Here is a 20,357-nt window from a genome sequence, read left to right on the forward strand (position 1 = left end):
ATGGCAGACCGGCTTTCCCCGCTGGACCTGATGACCAAGCTCATCAGCTTTCCCACCGTCAGCCGCGACAGCAACCTGCCGCTGGTGGATTGGGTCGAGGATTATCTGGACAGCCACGGCATCGCCGCGCACCGCTTCTATAACGAGGAACGGGACAAGGCGGCGATCTTTGCCCATGTCGGCCCCGGGATCGAGGGCGGCGTCGTGCTGTCGGGCCATACCGACGTGGTGCCCGTCGATGGCCAGCCCTGGGCATCGGACCCGTGGACGGTGGTGGAACGCGACGGCAAGTATTTCGGCCGCGGCACCTGCGACATGAAGGGGTTTGACGCGCTGTCGCTCTGGGCGCTGGTCGAGGCGAAATACCGCGATATTTCCCGCCCGCTGCAGATCGCGCTGAGCTTCGACGAAGAGGTGGGCTGCACTGGCGCGCCCCCGATGATCGAGCGCATCCTGCAAACCCTGCCAAGGGCCAGCGCGGTGATCGTGGGCGAGCCGTCGATGATGCAGGCGGTGACCGGCCACAAGGGCGGGCAGGGCTTCTGGGTGGATGTCCGGGGGTTCGAGGTGCACAGCTCGATCGCCTATCGCGGCGTTTCGGCCATCATGGAGGCGGCCAAGATCATCAACTGGGCCAACGAGGTGAATGCCGAAGAGGCTGCAAAGACACCCGATGCGATGGCCACGCTGTTCGACCCGCCCTATACCACGCTCCATACCGGCCTGATCGAGGGCGGCACTGCCGCCAACATCACCGCCAAGCATTGCGGGTTCGACCTGGGGTTCCGCGCGGTGCCCGGCGACGACACCGGCGCCTGGCGCCGCCGCGTGCTCGACAGGATCGCCGAGGTCGAGGCCGGGATGAAGGCGGTGCACCCGGATGCCGGGATCGACGTCACCCCGCGCTTCGGCGTGCCGGGCCTGAAACCCGAGCAGCAGGGCGAGGCCGAGGCGCTGGTGCGCGCCATCACCGGCGACAACGCCACCCACGTCGTCAGCTACGGCACCGAGGCCGGGCAGTTCCAGGAACGCGGCTATTCGGCTGTGGTCTGCGGGCCGGGCGATATCGCGCAGGCGCACCAGCCCGACGAGTTCATCACCGTGGAACAGTTCAATGCCGGCCACGACTTCATGCGCAACCTGCTGGAGCGTTTGTGAGCGGGCTGCCCTTTTCCCTGTCCAACCCGCCGGAACATTGCGCCCCGCTGCCGCAGGCGGCCGATTGCGTGGTGATCGGTGGCGGCATCATCGGCATCACCGCCGCACTGTATCTGGCCCGCAAGGGGCAGCGCGTCGTCGTGCTGGAAAAGGGCCGGGTCGGGGCCGAGCAATCGGGCCGCAACTGGGGCTGGATTCGCACGCAGGGGCGCGATCTGGCCGAGATTCCGATTGCGCTTGAGGCGCGCGGGCTGTGGCGCGCGCTGGACCGGGAGTGCGGCGGGCGGCTGGGCGTGGCGGCGGTCGGGGTCAGCTACCTTGCCGATGATCCGTCCGAGATGGGCCGCTATGCCGCCTGGCTGGAGGATGCGCGGGGGCATGAGGGGCTCGACAGCCGGCTGGTCGACCGGGCGGGGCTGGCGGGGATCGTGCCGGGGCTCAAGGGCGACTGGGTCGGCGCGCTGCACACGCCCGGCGACATGGTGGGTGAGCCCTGGGTCGCGGTGCCGGAAATCGCCCGGCTGGCCGCGTCCGAAGGCGTGGCGATCCGCGAAGACTGCGCCGTGCGCTGCCTCGACCTGGCGCGGGGCCAGGTGGCCGGCGTGATGACCGAGGCCGGCCGCATCGCCGCGCCGCGCGTGGTGCTGGCGGGCGGCGCGTGGTCGGCGCTGTTCCTGCGCAACCACGGCGCATGGCTGCCGCAACTCTCGGTGCGTTCGACCGTGGCGGCGACCGGGCCCTGCCCGGAGGCATTCGCGGGCGCGGCCATAGACGGCCGCGTCGCCCTGCGCCGCCGCGCCGATGGCGGTTATTCGCTGGCGCCGGCGACGATGTCCGAGTTTTTCATCGGCCCCGATGCGTTCCGCGCCTTTCGCGCGTTCCTGCCGGTGCTGCGGCAGGGCGGTTTCCCGGTGTCGTTCCGGGGGCTGGCGCGCAAGGGCTATCCCGATGGCTGGCGCACGCCACGGCGCTGGCGCCCGGACGAGGAAACACCCTTCGAACGGATGCGCATCCTCGATCCCGCGCCCGAACCGGGCCGGGTGCGCCGCGCCCATGCGGCGTTTCGCGAACGCTGCCCCGGCGCGGGCGATCCCCCGGTCAGCGCCGCCTGGGCCGGCATGATCGACACCATGCCCGACGTGGTGCCGGTGGTCGATCATTGCGCGGAATTGCCGGGGCTGGTGGTGGCCACGGGCATGTGCGGCCACGGTTTCGGCATCGGCCCCGGGTTCGGCCGCATCGTGGCGGATCTCGTGACCGGCGACGATCCCGGCCATGACATGCATCGGTTCCGCTGGGGGCGCTTTTCGGACGGGTCGCCGATCCGTCCGGGCCCCGACCTGTAATCCGCGCCCGCTTGCGGTGCCCGCAGCCATGGGGCAGGGTTGCGGTATGTGAAACGAAAAGCAGGAGTTGCAGGGATGCCCATCAAGAACCGCCTGGCCGAAATGCATGACGAGATCACCGCCTGGCGGCACGATCTGCACGAGCACCCCGAGATCCTGTTCGACACCCACCGCACCGCCTCCGTCGTGGCCGACAAGCTGCGCGCCTTCGGCTGCGACGAGGTGGTGGAAGGTATCGGGCGCACCGGCGTGGTGGGCGTGATCCGCGGCCGCAAGACCGGCTCGGGCAAGGTGATCGGGCTGCGCGCCGACATGGACGCCCTGCCGATGGACGAGATCACCGGCCTGCCTTACGCCAGCAAGACCCCCGGCGCGATGCACGCCTGCGGCCATGACGGGCACACCGCCATGCTGCTGGGCGCCGCGCAATACATGGCCGAGACCCGCAATTTCGACGGCACCGTGGTGGTGATCTTCCAGCCCGCCGAAGAGGGCGGCGGCGGCGGCCTGGAAATGGTGCAGGACGGCATGATGGACCGGTTCGGCGTGCAGGAGGTCTATGGCCTGCACAACATGCCGGGCCTGCCGGTGGGGCAGTTCGCGATCCGTCCCGGCCCGCAGATGGCCTCGGCCGATGAGTTCGTGATCACGCTGAACGGCCGGGGCGGGCACGCCGCCGTCCCGCACGAGGCGATCGACCTGGTGCTGGTGGGCAGCCAGATCGTCGTGGCGCTGAACGGGATCGTGTCGCGCAATGTCGACCCGGTGAAGAACGCGGTGCTGACGGTGGCCACCTTCCTGACCGAAAGCGACACCCAGAACGTGATCAGCCAGACGGTAAAACTGCGCGGCACGGTGCGCTGTTTCGACGCCGATGTGCGCGACCTGGTCGAAGAGCGGCTGACCGCGTTGGCCACCGGCATCGCCGCCAGCCACGGTGCTACCGCCGATGTGGATTACATGCGCGGCTACCCGCCCACGGTGAACCACGAGGATCAGGCCCTTTTCGCCGCCGATTGCGCCGATGCGGTCGCGGGCGCCGACAAGGTCGACCGCAACACCGCGCCGGTCATGCCGGCCGAGGATTTCGCCTATATGCTCGAAGCGCGGCCGGGCGCCTATATCTTCCTCGGCAACGGCGATACCCCGATGTGCCACCATCCTGCCTATGATTTCGCCGACGAGGCCATTCCGCTGGGCTGCAGCTGGTTTGCCGAGCTGGTCGAACGCCGGATGCCGGTGACGTGACGGCGCGGCGCTGGACATTCCCGCGCCACCCCCACACGATGCGGCGAAAACACGACGACAGGAGAGTCAACGGACATGCCGATCAAGAACCGCTTAGCAGAACTGCACGATGAAATCACCGGATGGCGACGGGATCTGCACGAACATCCCGAGATCCTGTTCGACACCCACCGCACCAGCGCGGTCGTGGCCGAGAAGCTGACGGAATTCGGCTGCGACGAGGTGGTGACCGGCATCGGCAAGACCGGCGTGGTCGGCGTCATCAGGGGCAAGGCGAACGGCTCGGGCAAGGTGATCGGGCTGCGCGCCGACATGGACGCGCTGCCGATCCACGAACAGACCGGCCTGCCTTATGCCTCGAAAACCGATGGCGCGATGCATGCCTGCGGCCATGACGGGCACACCGCCATGCTGCTGGGCGCGGCGAAATACCTGGCCGAGACCCGCAATTTCGACGGCACCGTGGTGGTGATCTTCCAGCCCGCCGAAGAGGGCGGCGGCGGTGGCCGCGAGATGTGCAACGACGGCATGATGGATCGCTGGAACATCCAGGAGGTATACGGGATGCACAACTGGCCCGGCCGCCCGGTGGGCAGCTTCGCCATCCGTCCGGGCCCCTTCTTTGCCGCCACCGACCTGATCGAGATCGAGTGCGAGGGCAAGGGCGGTCACGCCGCCAAGCCGCAGGAAACCGTGGATACCACGCTGATGGCCGCGCATCTGGTGACCGCGCTGCAATCCATCGTCAGCCGCAATGCCGACCCGGTGGGCAATATCGTGGTGTCGGTCACCTCGTTCGAAACCTCGTCCAAAGCGTTCAACGTGATCCCGCAGCGGGTGTCGATCAAGGGCACCGTGCGCACGCTGTCGAACGAATTGCGCGACCTCGCCGAAACCCGGATGCAGGCGATCTGCGACGGCGTGGCGGCCACGTTCGGCGGGACGATCAGGCTGGACTATTTCCGCAACTACCCGGTGATGGTGAACCATGACGAGCAAACTGCCTTTGCCGCCGAGGTGGCGAAATCGGTATCGGGCGATTGCGACGAGGCGCCGCTGGTCATGGGCGGCGAGGATTTCGCCTTCATGCTCGAAGAACGGCCCGGCGCCTATATCCTTGTCGGCAATGGCGACACCGCGATGGTGCACCACCCGGAATACAATTTCGACGACGAGGCGATCCCGGCGGGCTGTTCGTGGTGGGCCGAGCTGGTCGAAAAGCGGATGCCGGCGGCCTGAACCTCAGCCCCGCTGCGCCAGCAATGAGCGGTAGATCGCGGTGATCGCGGCGGCCTCCTGCGCGATGCGGAAATGATCCAGCACGTGCCGGCGGGCCGCCTGCGACCACACGGCCAGCCGCGCGGGATCGTCCAGGATCGCGTTGGCGGCGGCCACCATCGCATCCACGTCGCCCGCAGCGATCAGCGTGCCGGTCTGCCCGCCCGCGACCAGCTCTTCGAACGCGCCGACGCGGGTGGCGATCACCGGCACGGCGCAGGCCATCGCCTCGAGCGGGGTCAGCCCGAAGCCTTCCCAGCGTTGCGGCGCGATGTAAAGATCCAGCGCCTGGTACCAGCGCGCCATCTCCCAGACCGGCACCTCGGGCAGGAACAGCAGCCGGCCGGACAGGCCGGCGGCGGCGGCGCGGTCCTTCAGCCCCTGTTCGAACGCCTGGTGTTTCTCGGTGGCGCGGCCCATCACGATGGCGGTGGCCTGCGGGTGATCGGCCAGCACGCGCAGCATCGCGTCGACGAACACGTCGGTGCCCTTCTGCGCGCGGATGCGGCCATAACAGCCGATGACCGGGCCGGTTTCGGGTAGGCCCAGATCGCGGCGCAGCGCGGGCTTGTCCGCGGCCGGGCAAAAGCTGTCGGTGTCGATGCCGTGGCGGATCACCGTCGCCTCGCGCTCAAGATATCCGGCGGTCTTGTCCGAGGTGGCGATCACCGCGTCCATCTGCCGGATCAGCCATTTCGTCAGCGCGGTGTGGTGGCGCTGTGAGGCCGAGGTAAAGACCAGCTTCAGCCGCTTGCCCAGCAGGTATTTCAGGCCCAGCCCGGCCAGCATCTCGATATTGCGTCGCGCGTGCCAGACCCGCGCGCCCGACGGCCCGCTGCGCGACATGAAGGGCAGGCGCGACAGCGGGATCTGCGGCATGTCGGCGGGCAGTTCCGGGCCGGTGGTGGCGATGGCGATGTCGCGCGCCTGCAACGGCACCAGCCGGATCACTGTCGCGGTGACGCCGGACAGGCGTTTCTTGAAATTCGGGGCGATGACGTCGATCTGCGCGGGGTCGGTCATGGGGCGGCCTTTGTTACCGGTCCGATGTCAGGGCGTCTGCCAGTTGCCTGACCAGATCGTCAAGGGCCTGTGACTGGTTTCCGGCAAAGGCGCGGGCGGCGGCACGCTCGTCGGCCAGCAGGCCGGGATCGGCCAGAAGCCGCGCCACGGTCGCGGCCAGCGCGTCGGCATCCGCCACCTCGGTCGCGCCCCCGGCCGCAGTGAAATCGGCATAGGCATTGGTGAAATTCGCATACAGCGGCCCGTGGATCACCGCCGCGCCGGCATGGGCGGGCTCATAGGGGTTGTGCCCGCCCACCGGCGTGAACGACCCGCACAGGCACACGATAGGCGCCAGCGCATACCACAGCCCGGTTTCGCCGAACGTGTCGGCCAGGTAGACCGCGCCGCCCGGTGCCTCGCCCCGGCTGCGGCGGGTGGTGGCAAGGCCCGCGTCGCGCAGCATCGCCTCGATCCCGTCGGCGCGTTCGGGATGGCGCGGCACGAGGATCAGCAGCAGGTCGGGATGATCCGCCAGCAGCGCGCGATGCGCCTGCGCCACGATCTCGTCCTCGCCGGGATGGGTCGAACTGGCAACCCAGAGGGGGCGGGTGCCGATGGCGTTGCGCAGCCGCTCCAGCCCGGCCCGGTCGACGGGCAGGGGGCCGGCCACCGCCTTGAGGTTCACACCGGCGCAGGCCTGCGTCAGCCCGAGGGCATGGAAATGACCGGCGGTGCGCCGGTCCTGGCAATGGATCATCGAGACCCCGCCCAGCAGGAACCGCGCGGTGCCCGGCACGCGCTGCCAGTTGCGCGCCGTGCCGTCGGAAATCCGCGCGTTCAGCAGCGCCATCGGGATGCCGCGCGCGCGCAGCATCCGCAGCATGTTGGGCCAAAGCTCGCTTTCGATGAACACTGCCGCGTCGGGCCGCCAATGCGCCATGAACCGCCGCAGCGCCGGGCGCCCGTCGATCGGCGCGAACTGGTGGCGCGTGCGCGGCGGCAGCCGGTCGGCGACGATGGCGGCCGAGGATGCGGTGCCCGAGGTCAGCAGGAAGGACCAGCCCGGATGCGCCTGCCCGAGCGCCCGGATCAGCGGCAGCGCCGACAGGCTTTCGCCGACGCTGGCGGCGTGCAGCCAGACCAGCCGGCCATCGGGCCGTTCGGCGGTGGCGCGGCCCAGCCTTTCGCCGGTGCGCGCCTCCAGCCCGGCGGTGCGCAGCTTGCCGGCCTCGCGCCGGGCGAACAGGGGATAGAGAAGCGCGGACAGACCGGAATAAAGCCGCACCGGCAGGGGCGCGCCGCTCATCCGCCGGTGTGGCTCATGTGGCGGCTGACGCGCCCGTCCACGGTTTGCCGGGAATAGTCGAAATCATGGCCCTCGGGCTTGCGCATGATGGCGGCGCGAATGGCCGTTTCAAGGGCGGCGTCGCTGTCGGGATGGGCGCGCAGCGGCGCGCGCAGGTCGGCCATGTCCTCTTGCCCCAGGCACATGTAGAGCTGCCCGGTGCAGGTCAGGCGCACGCGGTTGCAGCTTTCGCAGAAATTATGCGTGAGCGGCGTGATGAAACCGATCTTCTGCCCGGTTTCTTCCAGGCGGACATACCGGGCGGGGCCGCCGCTGCGTTCGGCCAGGTCGGTCAGCGTGTAGTGTTCGGCCAGCGTGGCGCGCAGATCCTTGAGCGGCCAGTATTGGTCCAGCCGGTCCTCGTTGCCGATATCGCCCATCGGCATGACCTCGATCCAGGTCAGGTCCATGTCGCGCGAGGCCGCCCATTCCGTCATCGACAGCAACTCGTCCTCGTTGACGCCCTTCAGCGCCACCGCATTGATCTTGACCCGCAGCCCCGCCTTTTGCGCCGCGTCGATCCCGCGCAGCACCTGCGGCAACCGGCCCCAGCGGGTGATCTCGGCGAATTTCGCCTCGTCCAGCGTGTCCATCGACACGTTCACCCGCCGCACGCCCGCGGCATAAAGATCGTCGGCGAAACGGTCGAGCTGGCTGGCGTTCGTGGTCAGCGTCAGCTCTTTCAGCGCGCCCGAGTCGAGATGCCGTGTCATGCTGTCGAAAAACGACATGATCCCACGCCGCACCAGCGGCTCGCCGCCGGTGATGCGCAGCTTTTCCACGCCCAGCCGGATGAAAGTCGAACACATGCGATCCAGTTCTTCCAGCGTCAGAAGATCCTTCTTAGGCAGGAAGGTCATGTTTTCCGACATGCAATAGACACAGCGGAAATCGCAGCGGTCGGTCACCGAGACGCGCAGATAGGTGATGGCGCGTGCGAACGGGTCTATGAGCGGGGCGTCGGTCATGGTGGGGAACCTAGGCGCGGACCTCCGCCGGGGCAAGGGGATTGCATTGCGGGCGGGGGGATATGCGCGTAACATTTTGCCCATGATGAAGCGATTTCCCGGATTGTTGATCGTGCCGCTTCTGGCCGGTTGCGCGCTGTTGCCCGGCCGCGATCCGGCCCAGGCCGTTTCGGTGCGGCCCGGCGACGGGCAGGTGCATCCCGTGGCGCGGCCTGAAACGGGGGGCCGCCGCCCGCCCGCGGGCGCCCGCACCGCCGACGCGCTGGACACCACCACGGAAGAGGAACGCCAGGCCGCCGCCGCCCCGGCCGCACCCGGCGGGCGCGACCTCGGCGTGACCATCGCCGCGCTGGGCGATCCGGCACGGCCCGGTTTCTGGCTGGAAACGCCGCTTGTCGCCACGCCCGGCACCGGCCGGGTGGAATACCAGGGCAAAACCGCGCAGGTGCAGCTGATCCCGATAGAAGGCGCCGCGACGGCGGGCAGCCGGCTGTCGCTGGCCGCGATGCGGCTGGTCGGCGCGCCGCTGGCCGGCCTGCCGGAGATTCGCGTCTTTGCAGGCGGTTAACGCGCGGTCACAGGTATTTCTCGGCTTCCTTGCGGGCAAACCGTTTCATCTGCCGCCCGTTTTCCGCCATGAAGGCGCGCACGCGGTCGGGGTCGTGTTTCGACAGTTCGCGCAGCCACCATGCCACCGATTTCTGGATGAACCATTCCGGGTCGCGCACGTAACCGGCGGCCCAGCCCAGCACCCGCTCGCGGATCGCGGTTTCGGTCTCGTCGGGGTGGTTCTGCTTGGTGAAGGGCAGGGTGATCACCATCGCCGCGCGGCGGGTCCAGTGGCTGTCCGATGTCGTCCAGCCTTCGACCTCATCGATGCGCGCGGGATCGGCCACCAGCCGTTTCTGCCCCGCCATCATGGCGTGGTCGGCGATGGCCCAGCTGTCGAAATCGGGCACCCATGACACGATCAGCGCCCATGCGGCGCTGTCGTCGGGGCGCAGGCGGGCCTGCGTCAGCAGCTTGGCGGCGGCAAGCCGCGCCTCGAAAATATCGGTCTGCCACAGCGCATCGGCCAGCGCCACGCGGGCGGGCACGTCCATGCCCTGCCGCCAGCCCTTCGTGATGTCGTTCAGCGCCGGGTTGGGCACGCCCAGGTAGGGGCGCGGCAGCTTGTGATACTGCGCCATGCCCTCGGCCCGGCCGGGTTCGGCGGCGGCGCGCAGTTCGGCCAGTGCGTCCCCGGGCGTCATTCCACGGTCACCGATTTCGCCAGGTTGCGCGGCTGGTCCACATCGGTGCCCTTGGCGATGGCGGTGTGATAGGCCAGTTGCTGCGCCGGGATGGCATAGAGGATCGGCGCCAGGTCGTCGGCAACGGTGGGCATCACCAGCGTGTGGGTGACGCCGTCGCCGGCCTCGGCCAGCCCGGCCTCGTCGGTGACCAGCGTGACCTTGCCGCCGCGCGCCATCACCTCCTGCATGTTCGACACGGTCTTGTCGAACAGCGCATCGCGCGGGGCCATTACCACCACCGGCATACGCTTGTCGATCAGGGCGATGGGGCCGTGTTTGAGTTCTCCCGATGCATAAGCTTCGGCGTGTATGTAGCTGATTTCCTTTAGTTTCAGAGCGCCTTCCATTGCAAGCGGATACATCAGGCCGCGTCCCAGAAACAGGATGTCGTCGGCCTCGGCCAGCTTGCGCGCGACCTTTTTCGCGCTGCGATCCTGCGCCAGCGCGTGATTGAGGATGCCGGGCAGGCTGCGCAGTGCGCTCAGCCGGTCGGCCAGCGCATCCGCATCCAGGTGCCCACGCTGCCGCGCCGCCTTGAGCGCCAGAAGGTAAAGCACCGTCAACTGGCAGGTGAACGCCTTGGTCGAGGCGACGCCCACCTCGACCCCGGCCAGGATCGGCAGCGCCGTGCCGCTTTCCCGCGCGATCGAGCTTTCGGGGACGTTCACCACCGACACCACATGCGCGGCCTTGTCGGCGCAATAGCGCAGAGCGGCCAGCGTGTCGGCGGTTTCGCCCGACTGGCTGACGAACAGCGCCACCGTGCCATCCGCGACCGGCGGCTCACGGTAGCGGAATTCGCTGGCGATATCGACCTCGACCGGCAGACGCGCGATGCGTTCGAACCAGTATTTCGCGGTGACGCAGGCGAAATAGGCGGTGCCGCAGGCCACCAGCACCAGCCGGTCGACCCCGGCGAAATCGGGCATCGTGTCGGGCAGGGCGATGTCGCGGCCATCGGCGGTCAGGTAATGGCTCAGCGCCTCGCCGATCACATGGGGTTGTTCGGCGATTTCCTTGGCCATGAAATGCCTGTGCCCGCCCTTGTCGACGCGGGTGGCGTCGATGCGGATGGTTTTCACCGGGCGGTTGGCAAGAGTGTTGTTCTCGTCGCGGATTTCCACGCCCGCGCGGGTGACGACGGCCCAGTCGCCCTCTTCCAGATAGGTGATGCGGTCGGTCAGCGGGGCCAGCGCGATCGCGTCCGAGCCCACGAACATCTCGCCATCGCCGTGGCCGATGGCCAGCGGGCTGCCCTTGCGCGCGGCGATCAGCAGGTCGTCCTGCCCGTCGAACAGGAACACCAGCGCGAACGCCCCCTCCAGCCGGGCGATGGTCTTGCCGGCGGCCGTAACCGGGTCGTCGCCCCGATCCATGTGATGCGCGGCCAGCAGGGCGATGGTTTCGGTGTCGGTTTCGGTTTCCGCCTTGTAGCCGAGCTCGGCCAGTTCGGCGCGCAATTCGCGGAAATTCTCGATGATGCCGTTATGCACCACGGCCACGCCGTTCACGCGATGCGGGTGGGCGTTGCCCACCGTCGGCGCGCCGTGGGTGGCCCAGCGGGTGTGGCCGATCCCGGCCTTGCCGGCCAGCGGTTCATGCACCAGCAGGTCGCTGAGGTTGACCAGCTTGCCCACCGCGCGGCGGCGGTCCAGCCGGCCCGCGTTCACCGTGGCGATCCCGGCGCTGTCATAGCCGCGATATTCCAGCCGCCGCAGCGCCTCGACCAGCGTCGGGGCAACCTCGTGCGTGCCCAGGATTCCGACGATACCGCACATTATGCCTCTCCCTTGTCGCGTCTGGCCTTTTTGGCCTTGAGCATTTCGAACAGCTTGTGCGCCATGCCGGGCTTGTTCACCTGTTCGGCGCGCGCCAGCGCCAGCGCCGCATCCCCGACATCGCGGGTGATGACCGAGCCCGAGCCCGTCATCGCGCCCGCGCCCACCCGCACCGGGGCCACCAGCATCGTGTTCGACCCGATGAAGGCGCCTGCGCCGATCTCGGTGCGGTGCTTCATCACGCCGTCATAGTTGCAGGTGATCGTGCCCGCGCCGATATTGCTGCCCGCGCCCACATGGGCGTCGCCGATATAGGACAGGTGATTGGCCTTGGCGCCCTCGTCCAGGATGGCGTTCTTGACCTCGACGAAATTGCCGATGCGCACGTCCTCGGCCAGTTCCGCGCCGGGACGCAGCCGGGCGTAGGGGCCGACAACCGCGCCGCGGCTGACATGGCAGCCCTCGAGATGCGAAAAGGCGCGGATCGCCGCGCCGCTTTCGACCGTCACGCCGGTGCCGAAAAAGACGTTCGGTTCGATCACGCTGTCGCGGCCGATCACGGTGTCATGGGCGAAATGGACGGTGTCGGGGGCGATCAGCGTCACGCCGTCCTCAAGTGCAGCGGCGCGGGCGCGGGCCTGAAAGGCGGCCTCGGCCCCGGCCAGTTCGGCGCGGCTGTTGATGCCCATGGTCTCGGCCTCGTCGCAGGTGACGGCGGTGGCGCTCAGCCCGCGGGCGCGGGCCAGGCCCACCACGTCGGTCAGGTAATACTCGCCGCTGGCATTGTCGTTACCCACCCCGGCAACCAGATCGAACAGCGTGGCGCGATCCGCCATGATAACACCGGAATTGCAAAGAGTTATGGCGCGTTCCTGATCCGTGGCGTCCTTGAACTCGACAATCCGTTCCAGCCTGTCACCCGCCATCACCAGCCGGCCGTAGCGGCCCGGATCGGCGGCCTGGAACCCGAGCACGACGATATCGTGCTGCGCGCGCGCCTGTTGCATGGCTTCCAGCGTTTCGGGCCGGATGAAGGGCGTGTCGCCATAAAGCACGATCACGTCGCCGTCGAACCCGTCCAGCGCCTCGCGCGCCATGCCGACGGCGTGGGCGGTGCCTTTCTGCTCTTCCTGCAGCACGATCCGCGCGGTTTCGTCCCAGGACCGCGCGGTTTCGCCCACCGCCCCGGCGCCGTGGCCCGCGACGACGATCGTCTGCGCCGGGTCCAGCCCGGCCCCGGATTTCAGTGCGTGGATCAGCAGCGGCGCCCCGGCGACCGGGTGCAGCACCTTGGGCAGGTCCGAATTCATGCGCGTCCCCATGCCGGCGGCAAGGACGATCAGGGCCGTGGTCATATGCAAACTCGTTCGTTATATGTCTGCGCCGTTATACGGGCTTGCCGTGATGGCGCAAGCGGGGGCGGCATCACTTGAGATTGCCGATTGTGACAGGGGTTTGCGGTTTTCCGCCACATGACAGGAGATGCCATGCGCACGGTGATTTTCGACCTGGACGGGACGCTGGCCGATACCAGCGGCGACCTGATCGCGGCGGCCAACCATTGTTTCCGCGACATGGGGCTGGGCGACGTGCTGGACCCGGTGGGCGATGCCGTCACCGCCTTTCACGGCGGGCGGGCGATGCTGACGCTGGGGCTGACCCGCGTCGCGCACGCGGATGTGGCCGGGCAGATCGAACGGTATTACCCCGTTCTGCTGGATGCCTATGGCGGGGCCATCGACCTGCATACAACGCTTTATCCCGGCGCGATGGAGGCGGTGGCGGCGCTGCGCGACGCGGGCTATGCGGTTGGCGTGTGCACCAACAAGCCCGAGGGGCTGGCGCAGACGCTGCTGACGCGGCTGGGGGTGCGCGATGCCTTTGCCTCGCTCGTGGGGGCCGATACCCTGCCGGTGCGCAAGCCCGACCCCGAACCGTTCCGCGAGGCGGTGCGCCGTGCCGGGGGCGATCCGGCGCGGGCCTGCCTGATCGGCGACACCGATACCGACCGCGAAACCGCACGCGCCGCCGGGGTGCCATCGGTCCTTGTCACCTTCGGCCCGGCGGGGAAAAGCGTGGCGGACCTGCTGCCCGAGGCGCTGATCGGGCATTTCGACGAGCTGCCCGGCGTGGTGCGGCGGCTGATCGGTTAAAGGGGCTGCGCCGGACCCCGTGGCGGGCCGGGCGCGGCCTTGTCTGTTGCAGAAAGGCCGGACCGGACGTTCACGACATGCGAAATGTCGCTTGGCGACATTGACGGGTGGGCGGGCTTGGCGCATCTGTTATGGCTATGACCGAGATATTCGCCGGCAGTTTCACCCAGCAGGAACCGATCCCCGACGAGGCGATCGAGGCGGCGCTGCGCGTCATGCGCTCGGGCCGGCTGCACCGCTACAATGTGGCCGAGGGCGATCCGGGCGAGGTGGCGCTGCTTGAGCAGGAATTCGCGGCGGCGATGGGGGCGAAATACTGCCTTGCCGTGGCCTCGGGCGGGTATGCGCTGGCCTGCGCGCTGCGTGCCGTGGGGGTGCGGCCCGGCGACAAGGTGCTGACCAACGCCTTTACCCTGGCCCCGGTGCCCGGCGCGATCGCAAGCGTTGGCGCGGTGCCGGTCTTTGTCGGCGTGACCGAGGGGCTGGTGATCGACCTCGACGACCTGGCGGCAAAGGCGGACGAGGCCGATGTGCTGATGCTGAGCCACATGCGCGGGCACCTTGCCGACATGGACCGGCTGATGGCGATCTGCGATACCGCCGGTATCCGGGTGATCGAGGATTGCGCGCATACGATGGGCGCGCGCTGGCGCGGGCGGCTGTCGGGCACGGACGGGGTGATCGGCTGCTATTCGACGCAGACCTACAAACACCTCAATTCCGGCGAGGGCGGGTTCCTGATCACGGACGATTCCGGGGTGATGGCGCGGGCGGTGATGCTGTCGGGGTCGTACATGCTCTATGATCGCCACCTTGCCGCGCCGGATGCGCAGGCGTTCGAGGCGGTCCGCTATGACACGCCCAATATCTCGGGGCGGATGGACCACCTGCGCGCGGCGATCCTGCGCCCGCAACTGCGGCGGCTGGCCGAACAGTGCGATCGCTGGAACGCGCGGTACCGCGCCGTCGAAGAGGGCCTGCGCGGCACCCCCGGCCTGAGCGTGGTGGAGCGCCCGGCAGAGGAATATTTCGTGGGCTCGTCGATCCAGTTTCTACTGCTGGACTGGGCGGGCGAGCGCGTGCAGGAGGCGATCCGCCGCTGCGCCGCGCGGGGGGTGGAGCTGAAATGGTTCGGCGGTGCCGAGCCGCAGGGCTTTACCAGCCGCTATGACAGCTGGCGCTATGCGCCGTCCGAGCCGATGCCGGCCACCGACCGGGTGCTGCGCGGTATCGTCGACATGCGCCTGCCGCTGACATTCAGCATAGAGGATTGCCGCCTGATCGCGCGTATCATCCGTGCTGAGGTGGGCGCGGTCTGGCAGGCCGGCTGATCCCGGTTTCGGATCGGCTGCGCGATCCGACCGGCTGGGGGCGCTGCCCCCAGACCCCCGGAGTTTCTGGGCAAGATGAAGCAAGGGACGTTTCCACGGCATTGCAGGGCGCTTGACCCGACTCGGGTTTTCGTGCCATTTAATGAACAAGTGTTCAATAAACCCTTGGGAGGGGGCCTCATGTTCAATGCAACGATGAAGTTCGATCTGGGCGAGGATGTGAACGCGCTGCGCGAAACCGTGCATCGCTGGGCGCAGGAGCGGATCAAGCCGCTGGCGGCGCAGATCGACCAGAGCAACGAGTTCCCCGCCGCGCTGTGGCGCGAGATGGGCGAGATGGGCCTGCTGGGCATCACCGTGGACGAGGAATACGGCGGCGCGGGCATGTCCTACCTGGCGCATACCATCGCGGTGGAAGAGGTGGCGCGGGCCTCGGCCTCGGTCAGCCTGTCCTATGGCGCGCATTCGAACCTCTGCGTGAACCAGATCAAGCTGAACGGCAACGAGGAGCAGAAGAAGAAATACCTGCCCGGCCTGATCTCGGGCGAGCATGTCGGCGCGCTGGCGATGTCGGAACCCTCGGCCGGGTCCGACGTGGTGTCGATGAAGCTGCGCGCGGACAAGCGCAACGGCTATTACGTGCTGAACGGGTCGAAATACTGGATCACCAACGGGCCGGATGCCGATACGCTGGTGGTCTATGCCAAGACCGACCCCGAGGCGGGGGCGAAGGGCATGACCGCCTTCATCATCGAAAAGGGGTTCAAGGGTTTCACCCAGGGCCCGCATTTCGACAAGATGGGGATGCGCGGATCGAATACCGGCGAGCTGATCTTCGAGGATTGCGAGGTGCCGTTCGAGAACGTGCTGGGCGAAGAGGGCCGGGGCGTCGCGGTGCTGATGTCGGGGCTGGATTACGAGCGCGTGGTGCTGTCGGGGATCGGCACCGGGATCATGGCCGCCTGCCTGGACGAGGTCATGCCCTACATGGTCGAGCGCAAGCAGTTCGGCCAGCCGATCGGGAATTTCCAGCTGATGCAGGGCAAGATCGCCGATATGTACACGGCGATGAACAGCGCGCGGGCCTATGTCTACGAGGTGGCCAAGAGCTGCGACCGGGGCGAGGTGACGCGGCAGGACGCGGCGGCCTGCGTGCTTTATGCCAGCGAGGTGGCGATGAGCGTGGCGCACCAGGCGGTGCAGGCCTTCGGCGGTGCGGGCTTCCTGAACGACAGCGCGGTCAGCCGCATCTTCCGCGACGCCAAGCTGATGGAGATCGGCGCGGGCACCAGCGAGATTCGCCGGATGCTGGTTGGGCGCGAGCTGATGGCGTCGATGCAGTGATGCCGGGGCGACCGGCACAAGGGGCATGACCCCCGGTCTGCGCATATGGGCCCCGGTGGCCGCGCTTGTCGCGCTGGCGGCGGTCATGGGTTACCTTCTGGGCACGCGCAGCGCCGCGCCGGACGAGGCCGGGGTAATCGCGCGGATGGCCGCGCTCTATGCCGAAGAGGGCGGCCGGGCCAGCGATTGCGCGGCGCGGCCGGCGGCCTCGGACGGGCTGTGGCTGGTGGTGCGCTGCGCCTGCGCGGGTGCCGCGCGTGAATATTTCGTGGACGATTTCGGCCGGCTGGCCCATCGCCGCGCCGAGGGAGAGATACAGACATGCTGACGCCGGCCCCCGATTACGACACGCTTCGTGCAGGGTTTCGCTGGGATCTGCCCGGCGGGCTGAACATGGCGCACCAGGTTTGCGACGGCTGGGCGGTGCGCGACCCCGGCCGCATCGCCCTGATCGACGTGACCGACGGCGTGCGCCGCGAGCTGAGCTATGGCGAGCTGTGGCACCTGTCGCGGCGTGTCGAGAACGCGCTGATCGAGCGCGGGGTGCTGCGCGGCGACCGCGTGGGCGTGTTGCTGAGCCAGTCGTTCCTGTGTGCCGCCACCCATATCGCGGCCTGGCGGATCGGCGCGATCTCGGTGCCGCTGTTCAAGCTGTTTCGCCACGACGCCCTGGTCACCCGGCTGCAGGACAGCGGCGCGGGCGTCGTCGTCACCGATGACGAGGGCGCGGGGATGGTGGCGGGGATGGGGCTGGCGGTGCTGCGCCAGGCCGACCTGCCGGACAGCGCGCAGGCCAGCGGCGGCGTCGACACCGCGCCCGACGATCCGGCGGTCCTGATCTATACCAGCGGCACGACCGGTTCGCCCAAGGGGGCGCTGCACGGCCACCGGGTGCTGACGGGGCACCTGCCGGGCGTCGAGATGAGCCACGATTTCCTGGGCCAGCCGGGCGATTGCCTGTGGACCCCGGCCGACTGGGCCTGGATCGGCGGGCTGTTCGACGTGCTGATGCCGGGGCTGGCGCTGGGCGTGCCGGTGGTGGCGGCGCGGATGGACAAGTTCACCCCGCGCGGCGCGGCGCGGATCGTCGAACAGGGCGGGGTGCGCAACGTGTTCTTCCCGCCCACCGCGCTGCGAATGCTCAAAGCCGCCGATCAGGCGGTGCCGGGGCTGCGCTCGGTCGCGTCGGGGGGCGAGCCGCTGGGCGCCGAGATGCTGGACTGGGGGCGGCGGGCCTTTGGCCTGACGATCAACGAATTCTACGGCCAGACCGAGTGCAACATGGTCGCCACCTCCTGCGGCGCGCTGTTCGATCCGCGGCCCGGTGCGATCGGGCGCGTAGTGCCGGGGCACGATGTCGCGGTGATCGACGCGGCGGGCAGCGTGACCGATGGCGAGGGCGATATCGCCGTGCGCGCGGGCAGCCCCGCGATGCTGCTGGAATACTGGCGCAAGCCGGACGAGACGCGCGACAAGTTTCGCGGGCAATGGATGGTGACCGGCGATCGCGGCGTGATCGAGGACGGGTTCATCCGCTTCGTCGGGCGCGAGGATGACGTGATCACCAGTTCCGGTTACCGCATCGGCCCGGCCGAGATCGAGGATTGCCTGCTGACCCATCCGGCGGTGGCCACCGTGGGCGTGGTCGGCAAGCCCGACCCGATGCGCACCGAGATCGTCAAGGCCTATGTCGTGCTGAAGGACGGCCAAGACGCCGGAGAGGCGATGGCGGCAGAGCTTCAGGCATGGGTCAAGGAGCGTCTCGCAAGCTATTCCTATCCAAGGGAAATCGGCTTTCTCGACGCGCTGCCGATGACCGTGACGGGCAAGGTAATCCGCAAGGAGCTGAAGGCCCGTGCCACTGCCGAGGCGGCAGCGCCATGACCGGGCGCGGGGCCGGGCCGATCGCGCGTCCATTTTTCTTTCACCGGGTGGAGACCTCATGAAACTGCAATCCCAAGCCATCCCGTCCTCGGACCAGTTCCAGACCAACCGCGCCGGCCATCTGGAGGCGCTGCGCGTGGTCGAGGAAGCCGCCGCGCTGGCCGCGGCGGGCGGCGGCGCGAAATCGCGCGACCGCCATGTCAGCCGGGGCAAGATGCTGCCGCGCGAACGGGTGGCGAACCTGCTCGACCCCGGCGCGCCCTTCCTTGAGATCGGCGCGACCGCCGCGCATGGCATGTATGACGGCGCCGCGCCCTGCGCCGGCGTGATCGCGGGGATCGGCCGGGTGTCGGGGCATGAGTGCATGATCGTGTGCAACGACGCCACGGTGAAGGGCGGCACCTATTACCCGATGACCGTCAAGAAACACCTGCGCGCGCAGGAGATCGCCGAGCAGAACCATCTGCCCTGCATCTACCTGGTCGACTCGGGCGGTGCGAACCTGCCGCAGCAGGACGAGGTGTTCCCCGACCGCGACCATTTCGGGCGCATCTTCTTCAACCAGGCCAACATGAGCGCCAAAGGCATCCCGCAGATCGCGGTGGTGATGGGCTCGTGCACAGCGGGCGGCGCCTATGTGCCGGCGATGTCGGACGTGACCATCATCGTCAAGGAGCAGGGCACGATCTTCCTGGCCGGGCCACCGCTGGTCAAGGCCGCGACGGGCGAGGTGGTGACGGCCGAGGACCTGGGCGGCGGCGACGTGCACACGCGCCTGTCGGGCGTGGCCGATTACCTGGCCGAGGATGACGGGCACGCGCTGGCGCTGGCGCGGCGCGCGGTCAGCCACCTGAACCGCACGAAACCGGCGGGCGTCCAGTGGCAATCGCCCGAGGAGCCCGCCTATGACCCCGACGAGATCCTGGGCGTGGTGCCGGCCGACCTGCGCACCCCCTACGACATCCGCGAGGTGATCGCGCGGGTGGTCGACGGCTCGCGGTTCGACGAGTTCAAGCCGCGCTTCGGCGAAACGCTGGTCTGCGGGTTTGCCCATGTGAAGGGTTGCCCGGTGGGGATCGTGGCGAATAACGGCGTGCTGTTCTCGGAATCCGCGGTGAAGGGCGCGCATTTCGTCGAACTGTGCAGTCAGCGCCGTATCCCGCTGGTTTTCCTGCAGAATATCACCGGCTTCATGGTCGGGCGGAAATACGAGAACGAAGGCATCGCGCGCCACGGCGCCAAGATGGTGACGGCGGTGGCCACCACGCAGGTGCCCAAGATCACCATGCTGGTGGGCGGCTCGTTCGGGGCGGGCAATTACGGCATGGCGGGGCGGGCCTATTCCCCTCGTTTCCTGTGGACGTGGCCGAACAGCCGTATCAGCGTGATGGGCGGCGAACAGGCGGCGGGCGTGCTGGCCACGGTGAAACGCGACGGGATCGAACGCGCGGGCGGCAGCTGGTCGGCCGAGGAAGAGGCCGAGTTCAAGCGCCCCACCATCGAGATGTTCGAGGAGCAGAGCCACCCGCTCTATGCCAGCGCGCGGCTTTGGGACGACGGCGTCGTCGACCCGCGCAAGACGCGCGACGTGCTGGCGCTGTCGCTGTCGGCCACGCTGTGCGCGCCGATCGCCGAGACGAAATTCGGCGTGTTCCGTATGTGACCGGGCGATGACGGGGCGATACGCATATCAGGCCAGCCCATGCCCGGTGTGGCGAGGGCGGCGGGGGCGGGACGCCTCCGGCGGGAGTATTTGCGGAACGATGAAGGGTGGGGGCCGATGACCGACCCGTTGGCGGCTGTCCTGGCGCGGTATCCCGGTGCGGTGTCCTTTCGCTATGGCGACAGCGCCGCGCTGAACGCCGAGATACTGGCGCTGGTGCGCGCGGGGACAAAGACAATGACGTGCGACGCCCTGGCCGCGTTCGAAGCGCGCGGCGAGGCGTTGCCGGAAACGGGGCGCATCGATATCGCGCTCGACTGGGAGGGCGCACCGGCGCTGGCGGTCGAAACGGTGAAGGTCGAGCGCATCCGCTTCGACCGGATGGACGAAGGACGCATCCCGCCGCAGGGTGAGTTTCGCGATCTGGCGCACTGGCGCGCGGGGTACGAGGCGTATCTGACCCGCGCGGGCCATTTCGCGCCCGATGCTATGATGGTGGTCGAGACATTTCGCGTGGTCGAGGATTTCGGGAAATGAGAATGAAGACGTATGACGATGGAG

General features: G+C 68.5%; 18 protein-coding genes. 12 read left to right on the forward strand and 6 right to left on the reverse strand.

What is annotated here, in order from left to right:
- The 4 genes from argE to F3H87_RS03955 all read left to right on the forward strand — a co-directional run bounded on the left by argE (position 1) and on the right by F3H87_RS03955 (position 4,991).
- The gene (gene argE / locus F3H87_RS03940) at positions 1–1,158 is read left to right on the forward strand and encodes an acetylornithine deacetylase (RefSeq protein WP_149786343.1); all 1,158 of its coding nucleotides are present in this window, start codon (positions 1–3) and stop codon (positions 1,156–1,158) included.
- On the forward strand, positions 1,155–2,504 hold the full coding sequence (locus F3H87_RS03945; RefSeq protein ID WP_149786342.1) for an NAD(P)/FAD-dependent oxidoreductase: 1,350 nt from the start codon (positions 1,155–1,157) through the stop codon (positions 2,502–2,504). Before argE ends, F3H87_RS03945 begins: the two co-directional genes overlap by 4 nt.
- A 75-nt stretch (positions 2,505–2,579) precedes the next feature.
- The gene (locus F3H87_RS03950; protein WP_149786341.1) at positions 2,580–3,752 is read left to right on the forward strand and encodes a M20 aminoacylase family protein; all 1,173 of its coding nucleotides are present in this window, start codon (positions 2,580–2,582) and stop codon (positions 3,750–3,752) included.
- A gap of 75 nt (positions 3,753–3,827) precedes the next feature.
- Positions 3,828–4,991 (forward strand): M20 aminoacylase family protein, encoded by a 1,164-nt coding sequence (locus tag F3H87_RS03955; protein WP_149786340.1) that lies wholly within the window; start codon positions 3,828–3,830, stop codon positions 4,989–4,991.
- Between the two features lie 3 nt (positions 4,992–4,994).
- Here the strand turns inward: F3H87_RS03955 and F3H87_RS03960 are convergent, their stop codons facing one another.
- From F3H87_RS03960 to moaA, 3 genes are read right to left on the reverse strand one after another with little or no spacing between them, the layout of a single operon-like run.
- On the reverse strand, positions 4,995–6,053 hold the full coding sequence (locus F3H87_RS03960) for a glycosyltransferase family 4 protein (protein ID WP_149786339.1): 1,059 nt from the start codon (positions 6,051–6,053) through the stop codon (positions 4,995–4,997).
- A 13-nt stretch (positions 6,054–6,066) separates the two neighbouring features.
- A complete protein-coding gene (locus F3H87_RS03965; RefSeq protein ID WP_149786338.1) occupies positions 6,067–7,341 on the reverse strand; it encodes a 3-deoxy-D-manno-octulosonic acid transferase in 1,275 nt (424 codons plus the stop codon).
- Complete coding sequence (gene moaA / locus F3H87_RS03970) at positions 7,338–8,348, reverse strand: GTP 3',8-cyclase MoaA (protein WP_149786337.1); 1,011 nt, start codon at positions 8,346–8,348, stop codon at positions 7,338–7,340. The genes F3H87_RS03965 and moaA overlap by 4 nt, the downstream gene beginning before the upstream one ends.
- An 82-nt stretch (positions 8,349–8,430) precedes the next feature.
- Between moaA and F3H87_RS03975 the strand changes: the two genes are divergently transcribed.
- On the forward strand, positions 8,431–8,916 hold the full coding sequence (locus F3H87_RS03975; RefSeq protein ID WP_317511038.1) for a hypothetical protein: 486 nt from the start codon (positions 8,431–8,433) through the stop codon (positions 8,914–8,916).
- 7 nt (positions 8,917–8,923) lie between these two features.
- Here F3H87_RS03975 and F3H87_RS03980 read toward each other — a convergent pair whose 3' ends face one another.
- Genes F3H87_RS03980 through glmU form a run of 3 tightly spaced genes read right to left on the reverse strand, consistent with a single transcriptional unit; the run spans position 8,924 to position 12,776 of the window.
- Positions 8,924–9,601: a DNA alkylation repair protein gene (locus tag F3H87_RS03980; RefSeq protein ID WP_149786336.1), complete on the reverse strand. Its 678-nt coding sequence runs from the start codon at positions 9,599–9,601 to the stop codon at positions 8,924–8,926.
- Positions 9,598–11,421, reverse strand: a complete 1,824-nt coding sequence (glmS, locus tag F3H87_RS03985) for a glutamine--fructose-6-phosphate transaminase (isomerizing) (RefSeq protein ID WP_149786335.1) — start codon at positions 11,419–11,421, stop codon at positions 9,598–9,600. Before glmS ends, F3H87_RS03980 begins: the two co-directional genes overlap by 4 nt.
- Complete coding sequence (gene glmU, locus F3H87_RS03990; RefSeq protein ID WP_149786334.1) at positions 11,421–12,776, reverse strand: bifunctional UDP-N-acetylglucosamine diphosphorylase/glucosamine-1-phosphate N-acetyltransferase GlmU; 1,356 nt, start codon at positions 12,774–12,776, stop codon at positions 11,421–11,423. The genes glmS and glmU overlap by 1 nt, the downstream gene beginning before the upstream one ends.
- Before the next feature lie 132 nt (positions 12,777–12,908).
- On the opposite strand from glmU, the gene F3H87_RS03995 reads away from it, so the two are divergent.
- From F3H87_RS03995 to F3H87_RS04025, 7 genes are all read left to right on the forward strand, one after another.
- Positions 12,909–13,574: an HAD-IA family hydrolase gene (locus tag F3H87_RS03995; protein ID WP_149786333.1), complete on the forward strand. Its 666-nt coding sequence runs from the start codon at positions 12,909–12,911 to the stop codon at positions 13,572–13,574.
- A 137-nt stretch (positions 13,575–13,711) separates the two neighbouring features.
- Complete coding sequence (locus F3H87_RS04000) at positions 13,712–14,905, forward strand: DegT/DnrJ/EryC1/StrS family aminotransferase (protein ID WP_149787101.1); 1,194 nt, start codon at positions 13,712–13,714, stop codon at positions 14,903–14,905.
- Positions 14,906–15,085: 180 nt separating this feature from the next.
- On the forward strand, positions 15,086–16,249 hold the full coding sequence (locus F3H87_RS04005; RefSeq protein WP_149786332.1) for an isovaleryl-CoA dehydrogenase: 1,164 nt from the start codon (positions 15,086–15,088) through the stop codon (positions 16,247–16,249).
- Positions 16,250–16,274: 25 nt separating this feature from the next.
- Positions 16,275–16,577 (forward strand): hypothetical protein, encoded by a 303-nt coding sequence (locus F3H87_RS04010; protein WP_149786331.1) that lies wholly within the window; start codon positions 16,275–16,277, stop codon positions 16,575–16,577.
- Complete coding sequence (locus tag F3H87_RS04015) at positions 16,571–18,133, forward strand: AMP-binding protein (RefSeq protein WP_149786330.1); 1,563 nt, start codon at positions 16,571–16,573, stop codon at positions 18,131–18,133. Before F3H87_RS04010 ends, F3H87_RS04015 begins: the two co-directional genes overlap by 7 nt.
- A gap of 58 nt (positions 18,134–18,191) precedes the next feature.
- On the forward strand, positions 18,192–19,796 hold the full coding sequence (locus F3H87_RS04020; RefSeq protein ID WP_149786329.1) for a carboxyl transferase domain-containing protein: 1,605 nt from the start codon (positions 18,192–18,194) through the stop codon (positions 19,794–19,796).
- 117 nt (positions 19,797–19,913) lie between these two features.
- The gene (locus F3H87_RS04025; protein WP_149786328.1) at positions 19,914–20,333 is read left to right on the forward strand and encodes an ASCH domain-containing protein; all 420 of its coding nucleotides are present in this window, start codon (positions 19,914–19,916) and stop codon (positions 20,331–20,333) included.
- Positions 20,334–20,357: the final 24 nt, after the last annotated feature.

The organism is Lutimaribacter pacificus, from assembly GCF_900142185.1.
Lineage (GTDB): Bacteria > Pseudomonadota > Alphaproteobacteria > Rhodobacterales > Rhodobacteraceae > Lutimaribacter > Lutimaribacter pacificus.

Coding starts and splice junctions, on each gene's coding strand:
- F3H87_RS03980 (WP_149786336.1), bottom strand. CDS start 9,601: ATGACGCCCGGGGACGCACTGGCCGAACTGCGCGCCGCCGCCGAACCC.
- F3H87_RS03950 (WP_149786341.1), top strand. CDS start 2,580: ATGCCCATCAAGAACCGCCTGGCCGAAATGCATGACGAGATCACCGCC.
- F3H87_RS03995 (WP_149786333.1), top strand. CDS start 12,909: ATGCGCACGGTGATTTTCGACCTGGACGGGACGCTGGCCGATACCAGC.
- F3H87_RS04020 (WP_149786329.1), top strand. CDS start 18,192: ATGAAACTGCAATCCCAAGCCATCCCGTCCTCGGACCAGTTCCAGACC.
- F3H87_RS04010 (WP_149786331.1), top strand. CDS start 16,275: ATGACCCCCGGTCTGCGCATATGGGCCCCGGTGGCCGCGCTTGTCGCG.
- F3H87_RS03965 (WP_149786338.1), bottom strand. CDS start 7,341: ATGAGCGGCGCGCCCCTGCCGGTGCGGCTTTATTCCGGTCTGTCCGCG.
- glmU (WP_149786334.1), bottom strand. CDS start 12,776: ATGACCACGGCCCTGATCGTCCTTGCCGCCGGCATGGGGACGCGCATG.
- F3H87_RS03955 (WP_149786340.1), top strand. CDS start 3,828: ATGCCGATCAAGAACCGCTTAGCAGAACTGCACGATGAAATCACCGGA.
- F3H87_RS04005 (WP_149786332.1), top strand. CDS start 15,086: ATGTTCAATGCAACGATGAAGTTCGATCTGGGCGAGGATGTGAACGCG.
- F3H87_RS04015 (WP_149786330.1), top strand. CDS start 16,571: ATGCTGACGCCGGCCCCCGATTACGACACGCTTCGTGCAGGGTTTCGC.
- moaA (WP_149786337.1), bottom strand. CDS start 8,348: ATGACCGACGCCCCGCTCATAGACCCGTTCGCACGCGCCATCACCTAT.
- glmS (WP_149786335.1), bottom strand. CDS start 11,421: ATGTGCGGTATCGTCGGAATCCTGGGCACGCACGAGGTTGCCCCGACG.
- F3H87_RS04025 (WP_149786328.1), top strand. CDS start 19,914: ATGACCGACCCGTTGGCGGCTGTCCTGGCGCGGTATCCCGGTGCGGTG.
- F3H87_RS03975 (WP_317511038.1), top strand. CDS start 8,431: ATGATGAAGCGATTTCCCGGATTGTTGATCGTGCCGCTTCTGGCCGGT.
- argE (WP_149786343.1), top strand. CDS start 1: ATGGCAGACCGGCTTTCCCCGCTGGACCTGATGACCAAGCTCATCAGC.
- F3H87_RS03960 (WP_149786339.1), bottom strand. CDS start 6,053: ATGACCGACCCCGCGCAGATCGACGTCATCGCCCCGAATTTCAAGAAA.
- F3H87_RS04000 (WP_149787101.1), top strand. CDS start 13,712: ATGACCGAGATATTCGCCGGCAGTTTCACCCAGCAGGAACCGATCCCC.